Origin of the sequence: Cupriavidus numazuensis (genome assembly GCF_905397435.1) — a bacterium.
Taxonomy (GTDB): domain Bacteria; phylum Pseudomonadota; class Gammaproteobacteria; order Burkholderiales; family Burkholderiaceae; genus Cupriavidus; species Cupriavidus numazuensis.
Map to the genome: position 1 here is coordinate 107,923 of NZ_CAJPVI010000025.1, position 16,490 is coordinate 124,412.

15 protein-coding genes are annotated in these 16,490 nt (G+C 65.4%); 10 read left to right on the forward strand and 5 right to left on the reverse strand.

What is annotated here, in order from left to right:
- Nucleotides 1-23: 23 nt before the first annotated feature.
- From KHO41_RS20330 to KHO41_RS20350, 5 genes are all read right to left on the reverse strand, one after another.
- Complete coding sequence (locus KHO41_RS20330) at nt 24-896, reverse strand: bile acid:sodium symporter family protein (protein WP_211955092.1); 873 nt, start codon at nt 894-896, stop codon at nt 24-26.
- A gap of 82 nt (nt 897-978) precedes the next feature.
- On the reverse strand, nt 979-2,490 hold the full coding sequence (locus KHO41_RS20335) for an arylsulfatase (RefSeq protein ID WP_211955093.1): 1,512 nt from the start codon (nt 2,488-2,490) through the stop codon (nt 979-981).
- 96 nt (nt 2,491-2,586) lie between these two features.
- Entirely contained in the window at nt 2,587-3,504 is a 918-nt protein-coding gene (locus KHO41_RS20340) for a formylglycine-generating enzyme family protein (protein ID WP_211955094.1), read from the reverse strand.
- Between the two features lie 110 nt (nt 3,505-3,614).
- The gene (locus KHO41_RS20345; RefSeq protein WP_211955095.1) at nt 3,615-4,850 is read right to left on the reverse strand and encodes a hypothetical protein; all 1,236 of its coding nucleotides are present in this window, start codon (nt 4,848-4,850) and stop codon (nt 3,615-3,617) included.
- A 514-nt stretch (nt 4,851-5,364) separates the two neighbouring features.
- Nucleotides 5,365-5,622 (reverse strand): hypothetical protein, encoded by a 258-nt coding sequence (locus KHO41_RS20350; protein WP_342344472.1) that lies wholly within the window; start codon nt 5,620-5,622, stop codon nt 5,365-5,367.
- Between the two features lie 259 nt (nt 5,623-5,881).
- Between KHO41_RS20350 and KHO41_RS20355 the strand changes: the two genes are divergently transcribed.
- The 10 genes from KHO41_RS20355 to KHO41_RS20400 all read left to right on the forward strand — a co-directional run bounded on the left by KHO41_RS20355 (nt 5,882) and on the right by KHO41_RS20400 (nt 16,280).
- On the forward strand, nt 5,882-6,943 hold the full coding sequence (locus KHO41_RS20355) for a sensor histidine kinase (protein ID WP_211955096.1): 1,062 nt from the start codon (nt 5,882-5,884) through the stop codon (nt 6,941-6,943).
- Nucleotides 6,944-6,947: 4 nt separating this feature from the next.
- Nucleotides 6,948-7,601 (forward strand): response regulator, encoded by a 654-nt coding sequence (locus tag KHO41_RS20360; protein ID WP_211955097.1) that lies wholly within the window; start codon nt 6,948-6,950, stop codon nt 7,599-7,601.
- Between the two features lie 240 nt (nt 7,602-7,841).
- On the forward strand, nt 7,842-9,122 hold the full coding sequence (locus KHO41_RS20365; RefSeq protein WP_211955098.1) for an amidohydrolase family protein: 1,281 nt from the start codon (nt 7,842-7,844) through the stop codon (nt 9,120-9,122).
- 26 nt (nt 9,123-9,148) lie between these two features.
- Nucleotides 9,149-9,682: a DUF1097 domain-containing protein gene (locus KHO41_RS20370; protein ID WP_211955099.1), complete on the forward strand. Its 534-nt coding sequence runs from the start codon at nt 9,149-9,151 to the stop codon at nt 9,680-9,682.
- Nucleotides 9,683-9,787: 105 nt separating this feature from the next.
- The gene (locus KHO41_RS20375) at nt 9,788-11,521 is read left to right on the forward strand and encodes a gamma-glutamyltransferase family protein (RefSeq protein WP_211955100.1); all 1,734 of its coding nucleotides are present in this window, start codon (nt 9,788-9,790) and stop codon (nt 11,519-11,521) included.
- 208 nt (nt 11,522-11,729) lie between these two features.
- On the forward strand, nt 11,730-12,698 hold the full coding sequence (locus KHO41_RS20380; RefSeq protein ID WP_211955101.1) for a Bug family tripartite tricarboxylate transporter substrate binding protein: 969 nt from the start codon (nt 11,730-11,732) through the stop codon (nt 12,696-12,698).
- Complete coding sequence (locus KHO41_RS20385) at nt 12,698-14,005, forward strand: 3-isopropylmalate dehydratase large subunit (protein WP_211955111.1); 1,308 nt, start codon at nt 12,698-12,700, stop codon at nt 14,003-14,005. The genes KHO41_RS20380 and KHO41_RS20385 overlap by 1 nt, the downstream gene beginning before the upstream one ends.
- Nucleotides 14,002-14,544, forward strand: coding sequence for a LeuD/DmdB family oxidoreductase small subunit (locus KHO41_RS20390; RefSeq protein ID WP_211955102.1), 543 nt, complete (start codon nt 14,002-14,004; stop codon nt 14,542-14,544). Before KHO41_RS20385 ends, KHO41_RS20390 begins: the two co-directional genes overlap by 4 nt.
- Nucleotides 14,541-15,395, forward strand: a complete 855-nt coding sequence (locus KHO41_RS20395; protein WP_211955103.1) for an isocitrate lyase/PEP mutase family protein — start codon at nt 14,541-14,543, stop codon at nt 15,393-15,395. Before KHO41_RS20390 ends, KHO41_RS20395 begins: the two co-directional genes overlap by 4 nt.
- 78 nt (nt 15,396-15,473) lie before the next feature.
- Nucleotides 15,474-16,280, forward strand: a complete 807-nt coding sequence (locus tag KHO41_RS20400) for a GntR family transcriptional regulator (protein ID WP_211955104.1) — start codon at nt 15,474-15,476, stop codon at nt 16,278-16,280.
- Nucleotides 16,281-16,490: the final 210 nt, after the last annotated feature.

Here is a 16,490-nt window from a genome sequence, read left to right on the forward strand (position 1 = left end):
ACGTTCCGGCTTTCGCCTTGCACTCAGTTCGCCTGAATGTGGTCGGGCACGTGCGCGCTCCGCTGGCGCTGCCATTTCACGTAGGGAATCACCACCACCGTGCAGACGATCAGGTAGAGGGCCAGGGTCGGGGCAAACTGCTCATCAGGGAAACTGGCCGAAGCAATGGTCAGGGCAATCGCCGGATGCCGCGAGGCCGCCGACAGTGCCAGCACGGAGGCATGCTCCTGCTCAGGCCCGCCCAGGAGATGCCCGACCAGCAGGCCCAGCAGGACGAAGGCAACGATCGACACGACAGCCCAGTGGCCGGTGGCGGACCAGATCGCCCGCCAGGTGCCGGCCAGCAGCACCAGGGCGCCGGCAATCAGCAGAAGCCCGGCCAGCTTGCGCACGGGTTCCAGAAGCGCCTGGGCCAGGCGCGGCATCAGCTTTGCACAGAGCATGCCGACCAGCAGCGGTGCCACGACCATGGTCAGCACGATCTTCACGATGGCGTCAGGCCGCATTGACAGCGGCAGCCCGAACACGTTCTCGAGCAACGCGACCCACAGCGGCACCGTCACGATGGAGCCGAGCCCGAGAACGAGCAGCAGTCCCAGTCCGTAGGGCGCCATGCCGCCCCCTTTCAACTGCTTCTTCGGCAGCATGGGGGGAATGGGTGAAATCGACAGCGCGGTCAGCACGACCGCGGCGGCATGCGGCAGGTTCAGGCTCTTGACGCAGACCACCACGACGATCGGAACGATCACCAGCATGGCCAGGAGGGAACGCCCCAGCAGGCCGGGCCGGTGGAGCAGGTAGGCCAGGCCTTCCCGGGTGGCCTGGAGGCCATAACAGAAAACCGTCCCGGCGATCGCGACGTGGAACGCGCCGAGAATGAGTGCCTTGGGATCCATGGCATCTCCTGACAGTGGTGCACCCGGACGGCGTTGCTTTGCACGTCGCCCGGGCCCGGCCGAACCGGCACGCGAAGTGCGGCTAGCGGCTGCCGCCGCCGGCCGCTTCCAGCATCTTCTCCACTACCTGGTCCACGCCGAAGCTGGCCGCCTTCTGCCTTGGCGGGAATTCCTTGAAGGTTTGCAGGAATTCGGCAACGCCAGCCTGTGCGGGCACGAGGATAAAGACGTGGTTGAGCAGCCAGTCGTAGTAGGTGTTGGAGGTGACATCCGCCCGCTCATAGGGGTCGGTACGCAGGTTGAAGATCTTGGGCACGCGCAAGGTGACGAGCGGCTCCGCCCAGATCCGCATGGTGCCGAGCGTGCGCTGCTCCATGAAGACCACTTTCCAGTTGTCATAGCGCAGGCAGGCCAGGTCGCCGTCATCGGTGAAATAGAAGAAGCCCTTGCGGTCTGGCTTCTTGGCCTTGCCGGTGAAGTACGGCACCAGGCTGAAGCCGTCGAGATGCACCTTGAAGGTCTTGCCGTTGGCCTTGTGCCCCTTCGTCAGCTTCTCCTTGATTCCGGCATCGCCCGCCGCCTCGACAATCGTGGGCAGCCAGTCGAGATGGCTGACGATCTCGTTGCACACCGTGCCCGGCTTGACCACGCCCGGCCAGCGCACCATGCAGGGCACGCGGAATGCGCCCTCCCAGTTCGAGTTCTTCTCGCTGCGGAACGGCGTCATCCCCGCATCCGGCCACGAGTTCATGTGCGGCCCGTTGTCGGTGCTGTACATGACCATCGTGTTGTCCGTGATGCCCAGTTCATCGAGCAGCGCCAGCATCTCGCCGATCTGCTTGTCGTGCTCGACCATGCAATCGTGGTATTCCGACTGCCAGCGCCCCGCCTGGCCGCGGATGCGGTCCTCGATGTGCGTGCGGAAGTGCATGTGCGACGTGTTGAACCACACGAAGAAGGGCTTGTCGTCCTTGTGGGCCTTCTGGATGAATGCCTTGGCCGACTTGAGGAACTCGGCGTCAATGGTCTTCATGCGCTCCTTGGTGAGCGGGCCGGTATTGTCGATTTTCTGGCCGCCCTTGCCATCGGACCAGCAGTGCAGCACGCCGCGCGGGCCGTACTTCTTCCTGAAGTCGGGAAATTCCTTGGCATCCGGGTAGTCGGGCAGTTCCGGCTCCTCTTCCGCATTGAGGTGATACAGGTTGCCGAAGAACTCGTCGAAACCATGCATGGTCGGCAGATGCTCGTCGCGATCGCCGAAATGGTTCTTGCCAAACTGGCCGGTGCTATATCCAAGCTCCTTGAGCAGTTCCGGGATATTGGGGTCCTCCGCCCGCATGCCCAGTTCGGCGCCGGGCAGGCCCACCTTGGTCAGGCCCGTGCGCAACCCGCACTGTCCCGTGATGAACGACGCGCGGCCGGCGGTACAGCTCTGCTCCCCGTAGTAGTCAGTGAACAGCATGCCTTCCTCGGCAATGCGGTCGATATTTGGGGTGCGATACCCCATCAGGCCCTTGGTGAAGATGCTGAGATTGGACTGGCCAATGTCGTCGCCCCAGAGAATCAGGAAATTCGGTTTCTTCTTGGCTGTCATAGCTACACTCCTTGTAGCGAAGCTACCGTCACCGGTAGTGGATTTCCCCGGGGCAAGCGGTTGCCAGGCCTCCCGAGGTCTTCATCGCATCCTTGTTTATCCAGTTGGGTCGTCGCGAATTACGCAACGGAAGCCCAGATGGCAGGTGGACGTATCGACTGGCTGCGGCATTCGCGCCGCGGGTCGGTAACGCCTGCAGTAGTTCGGCGCACAGAGGTAGGACCCGCCTTTCATTACCTTGCGCGGGATTGCAATCTGCGGTGTGCGGGGATCGACGCTGGCTTCCCGGTTGCCGCCACGCGGGTTGTCCAGCGTGCAGCAGGCCTTCACGATCTGGCCGTGGTCCTGGTACCAGTCGGTAGTCCACTCCCACACGTTACCGGCCATGTTGTACAACCCGTACCCGTTCGCGGCGAACGCGCCTACCGGCGCGGTCCACTCGTAGCCGTCCTCCTGCAGGTTCTGCCAGGGAAACTCGCCTTGCCAGGTATTGGCCATGTGCTTGCCACCCGGTGCAAACTCATTTCCCCACACGAACTCCGCGCCGTCGAGGCCGCCGCGTGCGGCGAATTCCCACTCGGCCTCGGTCGGCAGTTCCTTGCCGGCCCATGCCGCATACGCCATGGCGTCTTCATAGGCCACATGCACCACGGGATGGTCCCAAAGACCTTTGAGCGAGCTGGCCGGCCCGCGCGGATGACGCCAGTCGGCGCCGGCGGTATAGACCCACCAGTTGTAGTGGTCGCGCAGGCCGACACGATGGGGCGCCTTGGCGAACATCACGGACGATGGCGCCAGCATGTCCGGCAACGCGCCCGGATAGTCCTCAGGGTTGGCCGGACGCTCGGCCAGCGTCACGTAGCCCGTGGCTTCCACGAAGCGTTGGAACTCGGCATTCGTCACGGTATGCCGGTCCATCCAGTATGCGCGGACACAGACCTTGTGCGCCGGCGCCTCCTCGGGATAGTGGCAGTCCGAACCCATGAGGAATGTGCCGCCGGGGATTCTCGCCATGCCGGCGGTTCGGGCGGCGCCATCGGGGAGGGCGCTGTCCAGGTCGCGACCTTCGCTAAGCAATCTTTGAGACATACGTTGTCCGGTGACATCGCCCTGCGCAGAGGGCATCAGACCAGCGTGCCGAGCACCTTCATCAGCAGGTCTTTGACGGGCACCTGGATGGCGGCCACCAGCAGCATTGGCACCACTACCGGCAGCACGATCATGGCGAGGCCGCGCTTGCCCAGCGGCAGGCCGCGCATGCCGGCGACCGCTCCGTACAAACCAACCATATCGGCGACGGGGCCCAGTTCCGGCGCGTCAAGAACCGGGGGCTCTCCGACCTGCTTGCCAAGAATCCATTTCTCGCGCACCAGCCGTCCGTGCCGCCCCGCCAACACGCCGTACTCGAGTTCTGCCTCCCGCTTGGCATGACCCAGCGCCCGGACAAAGGACAGGTAGGGCAGCGCGAAGACGACGACCAGCAGGATGGCCGCCGCCACCATCTCGGCGCGCAGTGCCGTGATCTCGACGCCGTGGTAGATCACGCTGTGGGCCCATGACGCCGACAGCACGGCGGAGTGCGCCAGCAGCACCGGGCTGAACACCACGGCAAAGCGCTCGACGAAGGCGAGTCCCCCGGCGCGGTCCGGGTGTGTGGGCACCAGCGACAGCGGCAAGCCGCTCACCCGCCAGAACAGGATGGCCAGCAGGACCAGGCGCCAGACCCAGGTCAGGATCAGGCAGACATAGAGGGGCCGCACCACCAGCAGGTACCACCAACCGCCGAATCCCAGCCTTAGCCCTGCAGGCGCGTCACTGGCGGCCCACGCGACTTCATGGATGTCTTGCCGGAAAGAATCGATGGTGCTTAGGGCAAAGGCGACGCCAAGGATCACGATCCAGGGCAGCCACCGGTCCCGCAGCACGAGGATGTTGCTGAGAATCTGCCTGAAGCGATCCCGGCAATCCGCCGGCACCAGGCCGGATGTGACGAAGTACGGAATCAGCTTTGGCATCACGCCCTGCGCCAGGGCTTCCGCGACCAGCAACAGGGGAATCGCAACCAGACACCGCACATGAATGCCGTAGTGGCTGAGCAGCGGTTCCTGGACGGCACCGGCCAGCGCACGATGGTTCAGCGCGGCCCAGATCGCCATCGGCAGCCACGCTACCAGCGGCAGGATGACAAGGCGGCGGCCAATACCGAGGCCCTTCGCCGGAATCAGCCCGATGCGCCGCTGCAGGCGATAGGCCGCGTCGCCACTGACCAGCGAGAGGCTCGCACCGTCGTCCACTGCCGCCGATTCACCATCCGTCGTCAGGCCAGGTGTCACGGACGGCACTCCCGGTTCTGCGGGCATCACTCTGACTCCTTGGCGAGACGACCGACAGGCCCGTCGCGAACCGGATTCCAGATATCGTCCAGCATAGTGCGACGGACAAGGTTGCTCAATGAATCGAGCGCGGTATGTGCCGGCGCGAACCGACATGACTACGCCGGTGAAACAGCGGCGCCAGCCAAGAGCCATCACCCCTGCATTCGGTGATGAACCAACAAAAAAGCACCTCATACAGGTGCTTGGGGCTCAGCCGTCGAGGGATGCATCCGAACCGGGTCAGCTGATCCGGTTCGGATGTGCAGGTATTCAGCCTGCACGATCACGTTCCATCTATGAAGCATGATCGTTTTTCTGACTTACCTTCGCCTTGCTACAGCGTGTCTCAGTCAGCGTTTGAAGTATAGGACAGCTGGCGAGCGGGTCAACCCGAACCCGAGCTCCGTCATGCGATATCGGCGAGCGCCCGAGTTCGAGAGATCTGACCGCCGGTTCCACTAGCTCGAAATAAGACCAACAAGAAAGGCGATGCTGTGGACTAACGGCCTCGCTTGGTGGCTGCTCTTTGAGCCCTGGCTGCGAAGCCTCCTTTGGGCACGCCGCCGCCGCTCGCCCTGGCAGTCGCGGACTGGATGCGTGACGCCGCCGATTGCGTCATCGGTGTGCCGGGAGCGGAGGACTTTTTCGGCGCGGTCGAGTGGTGCATGGAACTCTTCATGTCGGCCTCCATGGTTTCAGTGCTGGCCGCATCGACTGGTGCGGCCGTTGATGCAAGGGGCGAGAGCCCCCATCGCATTGGACGGCCGAGCGCTGTTCGAGTTTCGAGGTGGGGACGCTCGTCGCCCGCTATGCAAGTTGCCTTAGTCGGGCAGACGTAGGGTCAAGCATGCCGGCTCGCTCGACGAGGGTGGGTGCCAATCAAGGAAAACTACAAGCGCAATTCCCCGCTTGCGACCGTATAGTCTGGCAAGGGCTTCGCGGCGCGCCGATCCATGAGGAATCGGCATGAATGCGGACACGTCCTGCATGAATGAAGCCATACCAGCGGAGGGGCGGTGAACATCGACGAGGGACTGCAGCGGACCATACTGAACAACATTCCGGACCAGGCCTGGCTGAAGGATCGGCACTCGCGGTACATCCTGGTCAACGATGCGTTCATGGCGGCGTGCGGCCGGCCGGAACACGAGATACTGGGACGCACACCGGACCAGGTATGGTCGACGGAGTGGGGAAAGGTGTACCTTCGCACTGATGAGGCCGTCGTTTCGAGCGGCGTGCAGAGCCACTACGAGGAAAGCAGGCGCGGCGCGGACGGCACGCTGCGCTGGTTCGACACCATCAAGACGCCGATTCGCGGCGCGGACGGCACTGTCGTCGGCACCGTCGGTATCTCGCGCGACATCAGCGACCGTCGGCGGGTGCAGGAGGAACTGCTGGCATCGCGCGCGCAGCTGCGCGAGCTGTCGGCCTACCTGCAGTCGGTGCGCGAGGCGGAACGCACGCGCATCTCGCGCGAACTGCACGATGAACTGGGCCAGTCCCTGACGGCGCTGCGCCTCGGCCTCAATTTCCTCGAGATGCATCCGCCGACAGCCAGCGAAACCACCTGGCGCGAGCATGTGCGCAGACTGAAAGACATCGCCGATTCCACGGTGGACGCCGTGCAGCGAATTGCCGCGGACCTGCGCCCGCCCATGCTCGACGAGCTCGGCCTGGCCGCCGCTATCGAGTGGCTCGCCGAATCGTTTGCCGAACGCAGTGGCCTGCAGTGCAAGCTGCAACTGCCGGCGCGCAGCCGGGACTTCGGCGCGGAGGTCAGTACCGGCGTGTTCCGCATCGTCCAGGAGGCGCTGACGAATGCGTGCCGCCACGGCCATGCCACCGAGGTGCAAGTGACGCTCGCTGAAAGCGCGGGTTTGCTGACCCTGGCAATCACCGATAACGGCTGCGGCATCGACGCCCGCGAGGGCTCCCGCCGCCGCAGCCTCGGCCTGCTCGGGATGCGCGAGCGCGCGCTGATGCTCGGCGGGCGCCTGACGGTCTTCAGCGAGGCAGGCAGCGGCACCCGCGTCGAGGCCGAGATCCCCGTTGCGGGCGACGACAAGGAAGACTGACGCCATGATCCGGATCCTGATTGCCGACGACCACGCGATCATTCGTGATGGGCTGAAGCAGATCTTCTCCGCCGTGCCCGAGATGCAGGTCGTGGCCGAAGCCGTGGACGGCACGGACGTTCTTGCCCGGCTGCGCACGACGGCGATAGACGTGCTGCTGCTGGACATGTCGATGCCAGGGAAGAGCGGCATCGCGCTGATCCAGCAAGTCCGCGCGAGTCTCCCGGCCTTGCCGATCCTGGTGCTGAGCATGTACCGGGAGTCGCAATATGCGGTACAGGCCATCCGCGCCGGCGCTGCCGGCTACCTCACCAAGAATGCCGAAGCCGAGCAACTTGTCGGCGCGATCCGCAAGGTTGCGCAGGGCGGTACGGTCGTGTCGGCACAGATTGCCGAAAAGCTTGTCCGGCAGGCACAGCAGCCGGAAGCCGCGTCACCGCACGCGAGCCTGACGGCGCGCGAATTCCAGATCTTCCAGATGCTGGTGGAGGGCAGCGGCATCAACGAGATCGCGAATGCGCTGTCGCTGAGCAACAAGACGGTCAGCACACACAAGGCCAACATCCTGCACAAGATGGACATTGCGTCCACGGCGGGCCTTGTGCACTACGCGATCCGCCACGGGTTAATCGGCGAGGCCGCCAGCGGCGACCTGTGAGCCGTCGCCGCGTCTAAGGAAATCCTTAGACGAAAACCAGCCGATCCCGATGCAACCGGCGGGCTTTGCCACCTACGCTTGGATCAACGCAGCACCCGTCATCCGCGTCCGGCAATGACCCTGTCCCACGCCGCATTCCGGCACCGGGGTCCGTGCCAGGCCGCCGCACGGGCGCCGCGCCGCCCGCGGAGCTGGCGGGCCTGTACGTCATACATAAATCCAGACCAAGGAGACCCAGTCATGCAGACAGATCTGCTGATACGGAACGCGTGCGTCCGCGACGACGACCCGCTGACCGATATCGCCATCACGGACGGAAAGATCGTTGCCATCGAGCCTGGCATCGAGGTGCAGGCGGACGAGGTGATCGACGCCGGCGGCCGCGCGGTGATTCCGGGACTGATCGAGGCCCACCTGCATCTCGACAAGGCGCTGTTGCACCGGCGCCTGCCCGCGCGCTTCGGCACGCTCGACGAGGCGATCCGCGTCACCGGCATCCTGAAGGGCAAGCAGGAGCGCAACGACGTGCTGGACCGTTCGCGCCAGGTGCTCGACATGGCGGTGAAGCACGGTACGGTGGCAGTACGCGCGCATCCGGACGTCGACCTGATCCAGGGCCTGATCGGCGTGGAGACGCTGCTGGAGCTGAAGCAGGAGTACGACGACCTGCTCGACCTGCAGATCGTGGCCTTTCCGCAAGAGGGCATCCTGAAGTCGGGGGGCACCTACGCGCTGATGACCGAGGCGATGCAGCTCGGCGCCGACGTGGTGGGCGGCTGCCCGTACAACGAGCTGACCTGGGCGGACACCACGCGGCATATCGACATGGTGTTTGAACTGGCCCAGCGCTTCGACGCGCCGGTGGACATGCATGCCGATTTCGCCGACGACACCAGCGACCAGCGCTTCGCGGCTGTCTCATACATTGCGAAGAAGACCATCGAGACCGGCTACCAGGGCAAGGTCGCGCTCGGGCACGTAACGAGCCTCGGCGCGCTTGACCCCGACGAACTGGCGCCGGTGGCCGAGTCGCTGCGCGAAGCAGGCATCAGCATCGTCACGCTGCCGGCCACCGATCTTTACCTCGGCGGACGCAAGGACCGCCAGAACCCGCGGCGCGGTCTGACGCCGGTCAAGGCGCTGCACACCGCCGGCGTCAACGTGGCCTATTCGTCGAACAATGTCCGCAACGCCTTCACGCCGTTCGGCAAGGCCGACATGCTGCAGGTCGGCAACATGCTTGCGCACGTGGCGCAGTTCGGTGTGCCCGAGCACCAGCTCGCGGTGCTGGAGATGGGGACGTACAACGCTGCCCGCGCGATCGGGCTCGAGAAGCGGTACGGCATCGCGGTGGGGCGGCAGGCTGACCTGGTCATTCTCGATACCTTCCGCGTGGCCGACGCATTGCTCGACATCCCGCCGCGGCTGTGGGTCGTCAAGCGCGGCAGGGTCACCGTCGTTACCGAGCATCGCTGCAAGATCCATGGCCGCAGCCCGCGCCATGCGTGCTGCCCGCACTGATGCATTGCCACCCCGAGGAGACCACCATGAAGAAGCTGCCTGCCGAAGTCGTTGCGTCGCTGCTTGCCATCACCACCGTCCTCATTGCCTTGCCGCCATACCATCTGCCGCCCTGGGCAATCTTTATCAGCTGGGCGGCCACCTTCGCCATGGGCGGGCCAACGCCCGAGAACCTGAGGAAGATCTGGCCGACGCTGCCTGTCGGGTCGCTGTTCGCGTTTCTGATCGTGCTTTGCTTCAGGCAGGCGTCGACACAGTTCACCGGCGCGTCGTTCATCGTCGCGCAGATGGTGATCCTGTTCTGCCTGAATGGCAGCATGATGTTCCTCGCCCGCGTATTCCCGGCGCTGAGCTTCATTCCCGGCATGTTCTTCGGCTTCGCCTCGTACTTCGCGACGTTGTTCGGCGGATTCGGTCCCGTGCCGCATGACCCGGTCGCAGCGCTCGGTGCGGTGATTGCCATGAACGCTCTCGGACCGGCATACGCCTGGCTCAAGGAGCGCTACTCGGCACCGGAAGGCGCGAAGAAGCCGTGGCAGGGGTGGCAGCAGGAAGCGTGAGCCCTTGCACCAGCACGGACCCTTCACACATTGAGGTCGCCGCACGGCAAGGAGGCGGGCGGCGATTCCTCACGAACTATCACTATCCTTGCACGGGGAAGATTCATGGGAATCCTTGGTGAAACGTTGACGGGCGGCGCGGGCACCACGCGCCGCGAATTCCTGGCAGGCTCGGCGGCGCTCACGGGCACGGCGGTATTGCCGGCAGCGGTGCAGGCAGGCGTGAAGCAGGACATAAAGCCGGACATGCCAGCGGGGCAGGGCAAACTAGCGCGCTCCACGCGGGGCATGGTCACCAGCCCGCACGAGCTGGCCAGCCGTGCCGGACTGGAGGTGCTGCAATCCGGCGGCAACGCGATCGAGGCAGCCATTGCCATCGGCGCCGTATTGAGCGTGACCTATCCGCATTTCACCGGGCTCGGCGGAGATGCGTTCCTGGTCATCAGCGACCGCCACGGCGATGTGCGCACGCTTTCCGGTATTGGCCAGGCGGCCGCGAATCTGCCGTCTTATAGCGGCGCGATACCGCTGCGGGGGCCCGGTGCCACCGTAACCGCCGCGGCTACCGTCGCGACATGGGAGCAGGCGTATGCGCACAGCCGCAAGGCATGGGGCGGCACGCAAGCCTGGTCGTCATTGTTCTCCCGGGCGATCGAGCACGCCGCCAACGGCTTCGCCGTCACCCCGTCGCAGTGCTTCTGGCAGGACTTCCGCGCGCGCGACGTGGCGGACTGGCCCGGCTTCGCCCGTGCCTTCATGCCGCAAGACCGGCCGCCGAAGCCGGGAGACCTGTTCCGCCAGCCCGAGCTTGCGCGCACGCTCGACAAGATCGCGACGCATGGCGGGCGGGAGTTTTATGAAGGCGATCTCGCCGGGCGCATTGCTGCCGGACTGAAGCAGGCCGGCTCGCCGCTGACGGCCGCCGATCTGGCGCGCTGCTGCGCGCGTGATGAGGCGCCGCTGCGTGTGCCTTATCGCGGCGGCGAGCTGCTGGGCCTGCGCCCGCCCACGCAAGGCGTGACGACGCTGGAGATCATGGGCATCCTCGACCGCTTCGACCTGGCATCGGTGCCGGAGGGCAGCGCCGACTACTACCACCTGCTCGTGGAGGCGGTGAAGCTGGCCTTCCTGGACCGCAATCGCTACGTCGCCGATCCGGACTTTGCCGACGTGCCGGTTGACCGCCTGCTGTCACGTGCCCACCTCGACGCCCATGCCGCGCGTATCCGCATGGACGCGGCGATGCCATGGCCCCATGTATTCCGGCCGGGCGACACCGTCTACATTGGTGCGGCGGACAGCGCCGGCAATTGCGTCAGCATGCTGCAGACCGTCTATTTCGACTGGGGTAGCGGGGTAGTCGTCGGCGATACGGGGATTCTGTGGCACAACCGGGGCGCTTCGTTCAGCCTCGACCCCGCCAGCCCCAACGTGCTGCGGGGCGGCAAGCGCCCCTTCCATACGCTGAATCCGGGCATGTACCTGAAGAACGGGAGCCCGCATCTGCTGTACGGCACGCAGGGCGCCGACGGACAGCCACAGACGCTGGCCGCGGTACTGACGCGGCTGATCGACTACGGCATGGACCCGTACACGGCGCTTGGGCGCCCGCGCTTCCTGCTCGGCAGGACGTTCTCGGACAGCCGCGATACGCTCAAGCTGGAACAGGACGCGGGGAAGGAAGTGTTCAGCAGCCTTGCGGCGCGGGGCCACGAGCTGAGCCCGATCCCGGCCCGGAGCCAGCTTGCCGGCCATCCGGGCGCCATTCGCATCGCGGCGGGCGGAAGCATGACGGGTGCGCACGATCCGCGCAGTGATGGATTGGCGCTGGCGTTGTGATCTTCTTGCCAGATAAGTTCAGGAAAGCGACGACCCTGGACGAGGGCAGCCTTCCGCACCCGGGGGCTGGCCCTGACTATCCTCTGTCGAGGCAATGCTGGCGCATCAGTGGTTCCCTGGATAGGACCACGTGGTTCCATTGAACGCAGCTGGCCCCGGGCATAGAGTCCACTTCACCGAAGTAGCTAGAACAGCGGTGGAGACCGACATGCCTTTCAGCAAAAGACAGTTCCTGGCCAGTGCCGCGCTGACCGTCCTGGCCTCGATGGCCCCGGCAGTGCACGCCGCAACCGACAAGCCAATCACGATCGTGGTCGGCAGCCCGGCCGGCGGCACCACCGACGCGCTGGCGCGCCTGATCGCCCGTTCGATGGGTGAGACGCTGCAACGCAGCGTGGTGGTGGACAACAAGCCCGGCGCAGGCGGCAATATCGCCGCGCAGTATGTTGCGCGCAGCACGCCGGACGGCACCACGCTGCTGATGAGCTTTACCGGCCATACGATCAACGCATCGCTCTACAAGAACCTGCCGTTCGATGCGGTCAGGGACTTCACGCCGATCTCGATGGTCGCGCGGGTGCCAAGCGTGCTGGTGGCGCGCAAGAACGCACCGTTCGACAATACGGCCGGCCTGATCGACTATGCCAGGCGCAACCCTGGCAAGCTGAGCTTTGCCATCGGCGCGCAAGGGTCGTCGCTGCACCTGGCCAGCGAGCAGTTCAAGCTGCAGACCGGCACCGACATCCTGAACATTCCCTACAAGGGCACCAATCCCGCGCTGACCGACCTGCTGGCCGGCACCGTGGACCTGATGTTCGCCAGTACCGTCAATGTGCTGCCGCATGCGAAATCCGGCGCGCTCAAGATACTCGGCGTCAGCAGCAGGCAGCCGCTGCCGCAGCTCCAGGGTGTGCCGACCATCGGCAGCACCGTGAAGGGCTTCGAGTCGTCGGCATGGTTCGGGCTGTTCGGGCCGGCCAGGCTGCCGCAGGCAACCACTGACCAGTTGTATCGAGCTGTGAAGATCGCCGTCGAAGATCCCGCGTACAAACAGCGAATGGAAGCCGAGGCCGCCAGCGCGGTCAGCATGACGCCGCAGGCGTTCGCGCAGTTTGTCCGCGGCGATATCCAGCACTGGGCCAAGGTGATCCAGGCGTCGGGCACACGGGTGGAATGATGGCGCAGGTGTCCGCACAGGCCGTCCCACCGGCCATTCCCCAGACGCTCGCCCAGAAGCTGCTGGCCCGCGCATCCGGCCGCGCGCATGTCACCCCGGGTGAGATCGTCACCTGCCGTGTCGACCTGGCCATGATGCATGACTCGGGCGGCCCGCGACGCGTCAAGCCGCTGCTGGAAAAAATCGGCGCCCGTGTCTGGGACCCGTCCAGGGTGGTGGTGGTCACAGACCACTACGTGCCGGCCCATGATGCCGACAGCCGCAGGATCGTGCAGATCGCGCGCGACTGGGTCAGGGAGGAGGGCGTGGCGCGCTTCCATGACATGGAGGGCATCTGCCATGTGGTGGTGCCGCAGAAGGGCTACCTGCGTCCGGGCATGATGGCGGTGGGTGGCGACAGCCACTCGTCGACGGGTGGGGCGTTCGGCGCGTACATGTTCGGCATCGGTGCCACGGAGATGCTGGGCGTACTGGTCACCGGCGAGATCTGGGTGCGCGTACCGCAGACCATCCGCATGCAATGGCACGGCCGGCTGCGCCCCGGCGTGTCGGCAAAGGACATGATGCTGCGCATGTGCACGCAATTCGGCATGGACGGGGGCCAGTACCAGGCGGTTGAATATGCCGGCGCCGCCGTGTCGGCGTTGTCGATGCAGGAGCGGATGACCCTGTCGAACATGACCGCGGAGCTGGGCGCCCAGGTCGGCCTGGTGGCGCCCGACGCGGTGACACGCGACTGGCTGCTTGGCGCCGGCGTGGCGCCATCGGACCTCGACGTCGACCGCTGGCAGTCGGATGCTGGCGCCGCATGCCTGGCTACGCACGACTTCGACGCCGCGTCGCTCGCGCCGCAAGTGTCGCGGCCGCATACCCCCGCCGATGCCAGCGACGTCGACAACCTGAACAATGTGGCGGTCGATATCGCATACATCGGTGCCTGCACCGGTGCCAAGCTCGACGACCTGCGCATGGCGGCGCAGGTGCTGCGCGGACAGCGCGTGGCGCGCAATACCCGGCTGCTGGTGGCGCCGGCCAGCGCCGCGGACCAGGCGCAGGCCGAGCGCGAAGGCACGCTGGGCGCGCTGGTGGCCGCCGGCGCCGAGCTGCTGCCGAACGCGTGCGGCGCGTGCGCTGGCTATGGCGAGCACCGCTTTGGCGAAGACACCGTGGTGATCAGCAGCACCGCGCGCAATTTCAAGGGGCGCATGGGCGCCGCATCGTCGCTGGTTTATCTCGGTTCGCCCTACACGGTGGCCGCGTCTGCAATCGCCGGCCGAATCGCCGATCCACGGGAGATGCTGTCATGAACGACACGCTGATGCCAGCCCCAGGGCGTTTCACCGGTCGCGCCTGGGTGTTCGGCGACGATATCAATACCGATCTGCTGGCGCCCGGCGCGTATATGAAATACGGCATCGAAGCGCTCGCGCGCCATTGCATGGAGCATGTCGATCCCGAATTTGCCGCCGCGGTGCAGCCCGGGGACATCGTGTTCGGCGGGCGCAATTTCGGCGCGGGCTCGTCGCGCGAACAGGCGGTGGAGGTCCTGCGGCATCTGGGCGTGGCAGCCGTGGTCGCGCCGTCGTTCGCCGGGCTGTTCTATCGCAACGGCTTCAACCTGGGCCTGCCGCTGTTCACTTGCCCGTCGCTGCCGCGTATCGCGGCGGGCCAGCGCACCGGTTGCGATCTTGCGCGTGCGCAGGTCTTTGTCGAAGGCCTCGCGCCGCTACAATGCGACCCGATTCCGCCGCACCTGGTGGAAATGATTCATGACGGCGGCCTCGTGCCGCACCTCGCCCGAAAGATCGCGGCGGGCCAACTTTCCGTGACCGGAATTCCAGCATGACACTGAAGCAACGCCTGCAACAACCTGGCATCGTGACCGCACCGGGTGTCTATGATGCCTTTTCCGCTCTGCTGGTCGAACAGGCGGGCTTCCAGGCCGCCTATCTGTCCGGCGCCAGCATTGCCTACACGCGCTTTGGCCGGCCGGATATCGGCTTCCTGTCGCTCGACGACGTGGCTTCCGTCACCCGCAATATCCGCGAGCGCGTGGCGCTGCCGCTGATCGTCGATGCCGATACGGGGTTCGGCAACGCCCTGAACGTAGTGCAGACCGTACGCGTGCTCGAGCGTGCCGGCGCATCGGCGATCCAGCTGGAAGACCAGGCGATGCCGAAGCGCTGCGGGCACCTCGATGGCAAGTCGGTGATCCCGGCCGCCGAGATGGCGGGCAAGATCCGCGCTGCCTGCGACGCGCGCCGCGATGCGAACACGCTGATCATCGCCCGCACCGACGCGGTGGCGGTGGAGGGCATGGAAGCGGCGCTGGAACGCGCCGAGCGCTACGCCGAGGCCGGCGCAGACCTGCTGTTCGTGGAAGCGCTGCGCAACCGCGAAGACATGTCGGCGGCCATCGCCAGGCTCGGGGCACGCGCGCCGCTGCTGGCCAATATGGTCGAAGGCGGCAAGACGCCGGTACTGCCCGCGCCGGAACTGGAAGAGATCGGCTTTCGCGTCGTGATTTTTCCCGGCGGTACCGTACGGGCGCTGGCCTTTGCGCTGCGCGACTACCTCCAGAGCCTGGGAGCGCATCAGACCACCACGCCGTACCTGGACCGGATGCTTTCTTTCCAGGCGCTCAACGAACTGATCGGAACACCCGAAATGCTGGCGCTGGGCAAGCGCTACGAATAGGGCAGCCTCGCTTGTTCAAGTAGCGCGACGGGCGTACCGTGACGGCAATGTCCCGGTACGCTTGTCGGCCTATTGCCCATGCCTTTGGATGCCAACCCCGATCTTCCCCGCTTCCAGCAAGTCCGGCTGATCCTGCGCGACCGTATCCGCGGCGGCTACTACGAGACCGGGATGCCGCTACCCGGCGAGCGCCAGCTTGCCGAAGAATTCGGCGTGGCGCGCGTCACCGTACGCTCGGCGCTGGCGCGGCTGGAAGAGGAGGGGATGGTCGCGCGTCTGCGCGGCAAGGGCACCGTGCCGACCTTTCGGCATGCGGCAACCGCCGCCACGGCGGTGCACGGCGGATTGCTCGACAACATCGTCAGCGTCAGCAAGCGAACCCGCGTCACGGTCCTGGAATGGAAGCGCATGCCGGCTCCGCCGGCCGTCAGCACGGCGCTGGACCTGCCGCCTGGCGCCGCAGTGCTCAAGGTGGTACGCGTGCGCAAGTTCAAGGCGCAACCGATCGCCTATACCGAAGTCTTTGTGCCCGATGACCTGGCAGGCGCGCTCGACCGGCATACGTTGCAGGACACGCCAATGCTGGTTGCACTGGAGCAGCACGGCGTGCATGTCGTTTCCGCCGACCAGACGCTCGGCGCTGCCGTGGCGGATCTTCAGGTTGCCCGCATCCTGCGCCTGAGTCCCGGGGTGCCGCTGCTGCGCGTTTCGCGCATCGCCACGGATCGGCAAGGCCGGCGTGTGCAATATCTGGTTGGCTTGTATCACCCGGAGCGCTACACCTACCAGATGCGCCTGTCGCGCGTGGGCGGCGCGACGCGGGTCTGGATCGACGCCGATTCGTCGGACGCGGCGGGCAGCACGACGATTTCGCCGCTGGAATAGATAAGGGCTGAATTGTTAACGGGGTACTGTCAAGCTACAGATGTGGCGCGGCTCAAGAATGGAGTTAGCGTTCATTTAACATAAGACAGATTATGCGGACTGTTGGTATGTTCTGAGGTGTTGCGTGCAGGACGGTCTGGAGACTTCAGTTACCACAACGTAAATGTGCTTTTATGGTATCTTTCGCCGTTGCGTTTTGTTGTGGGTTTT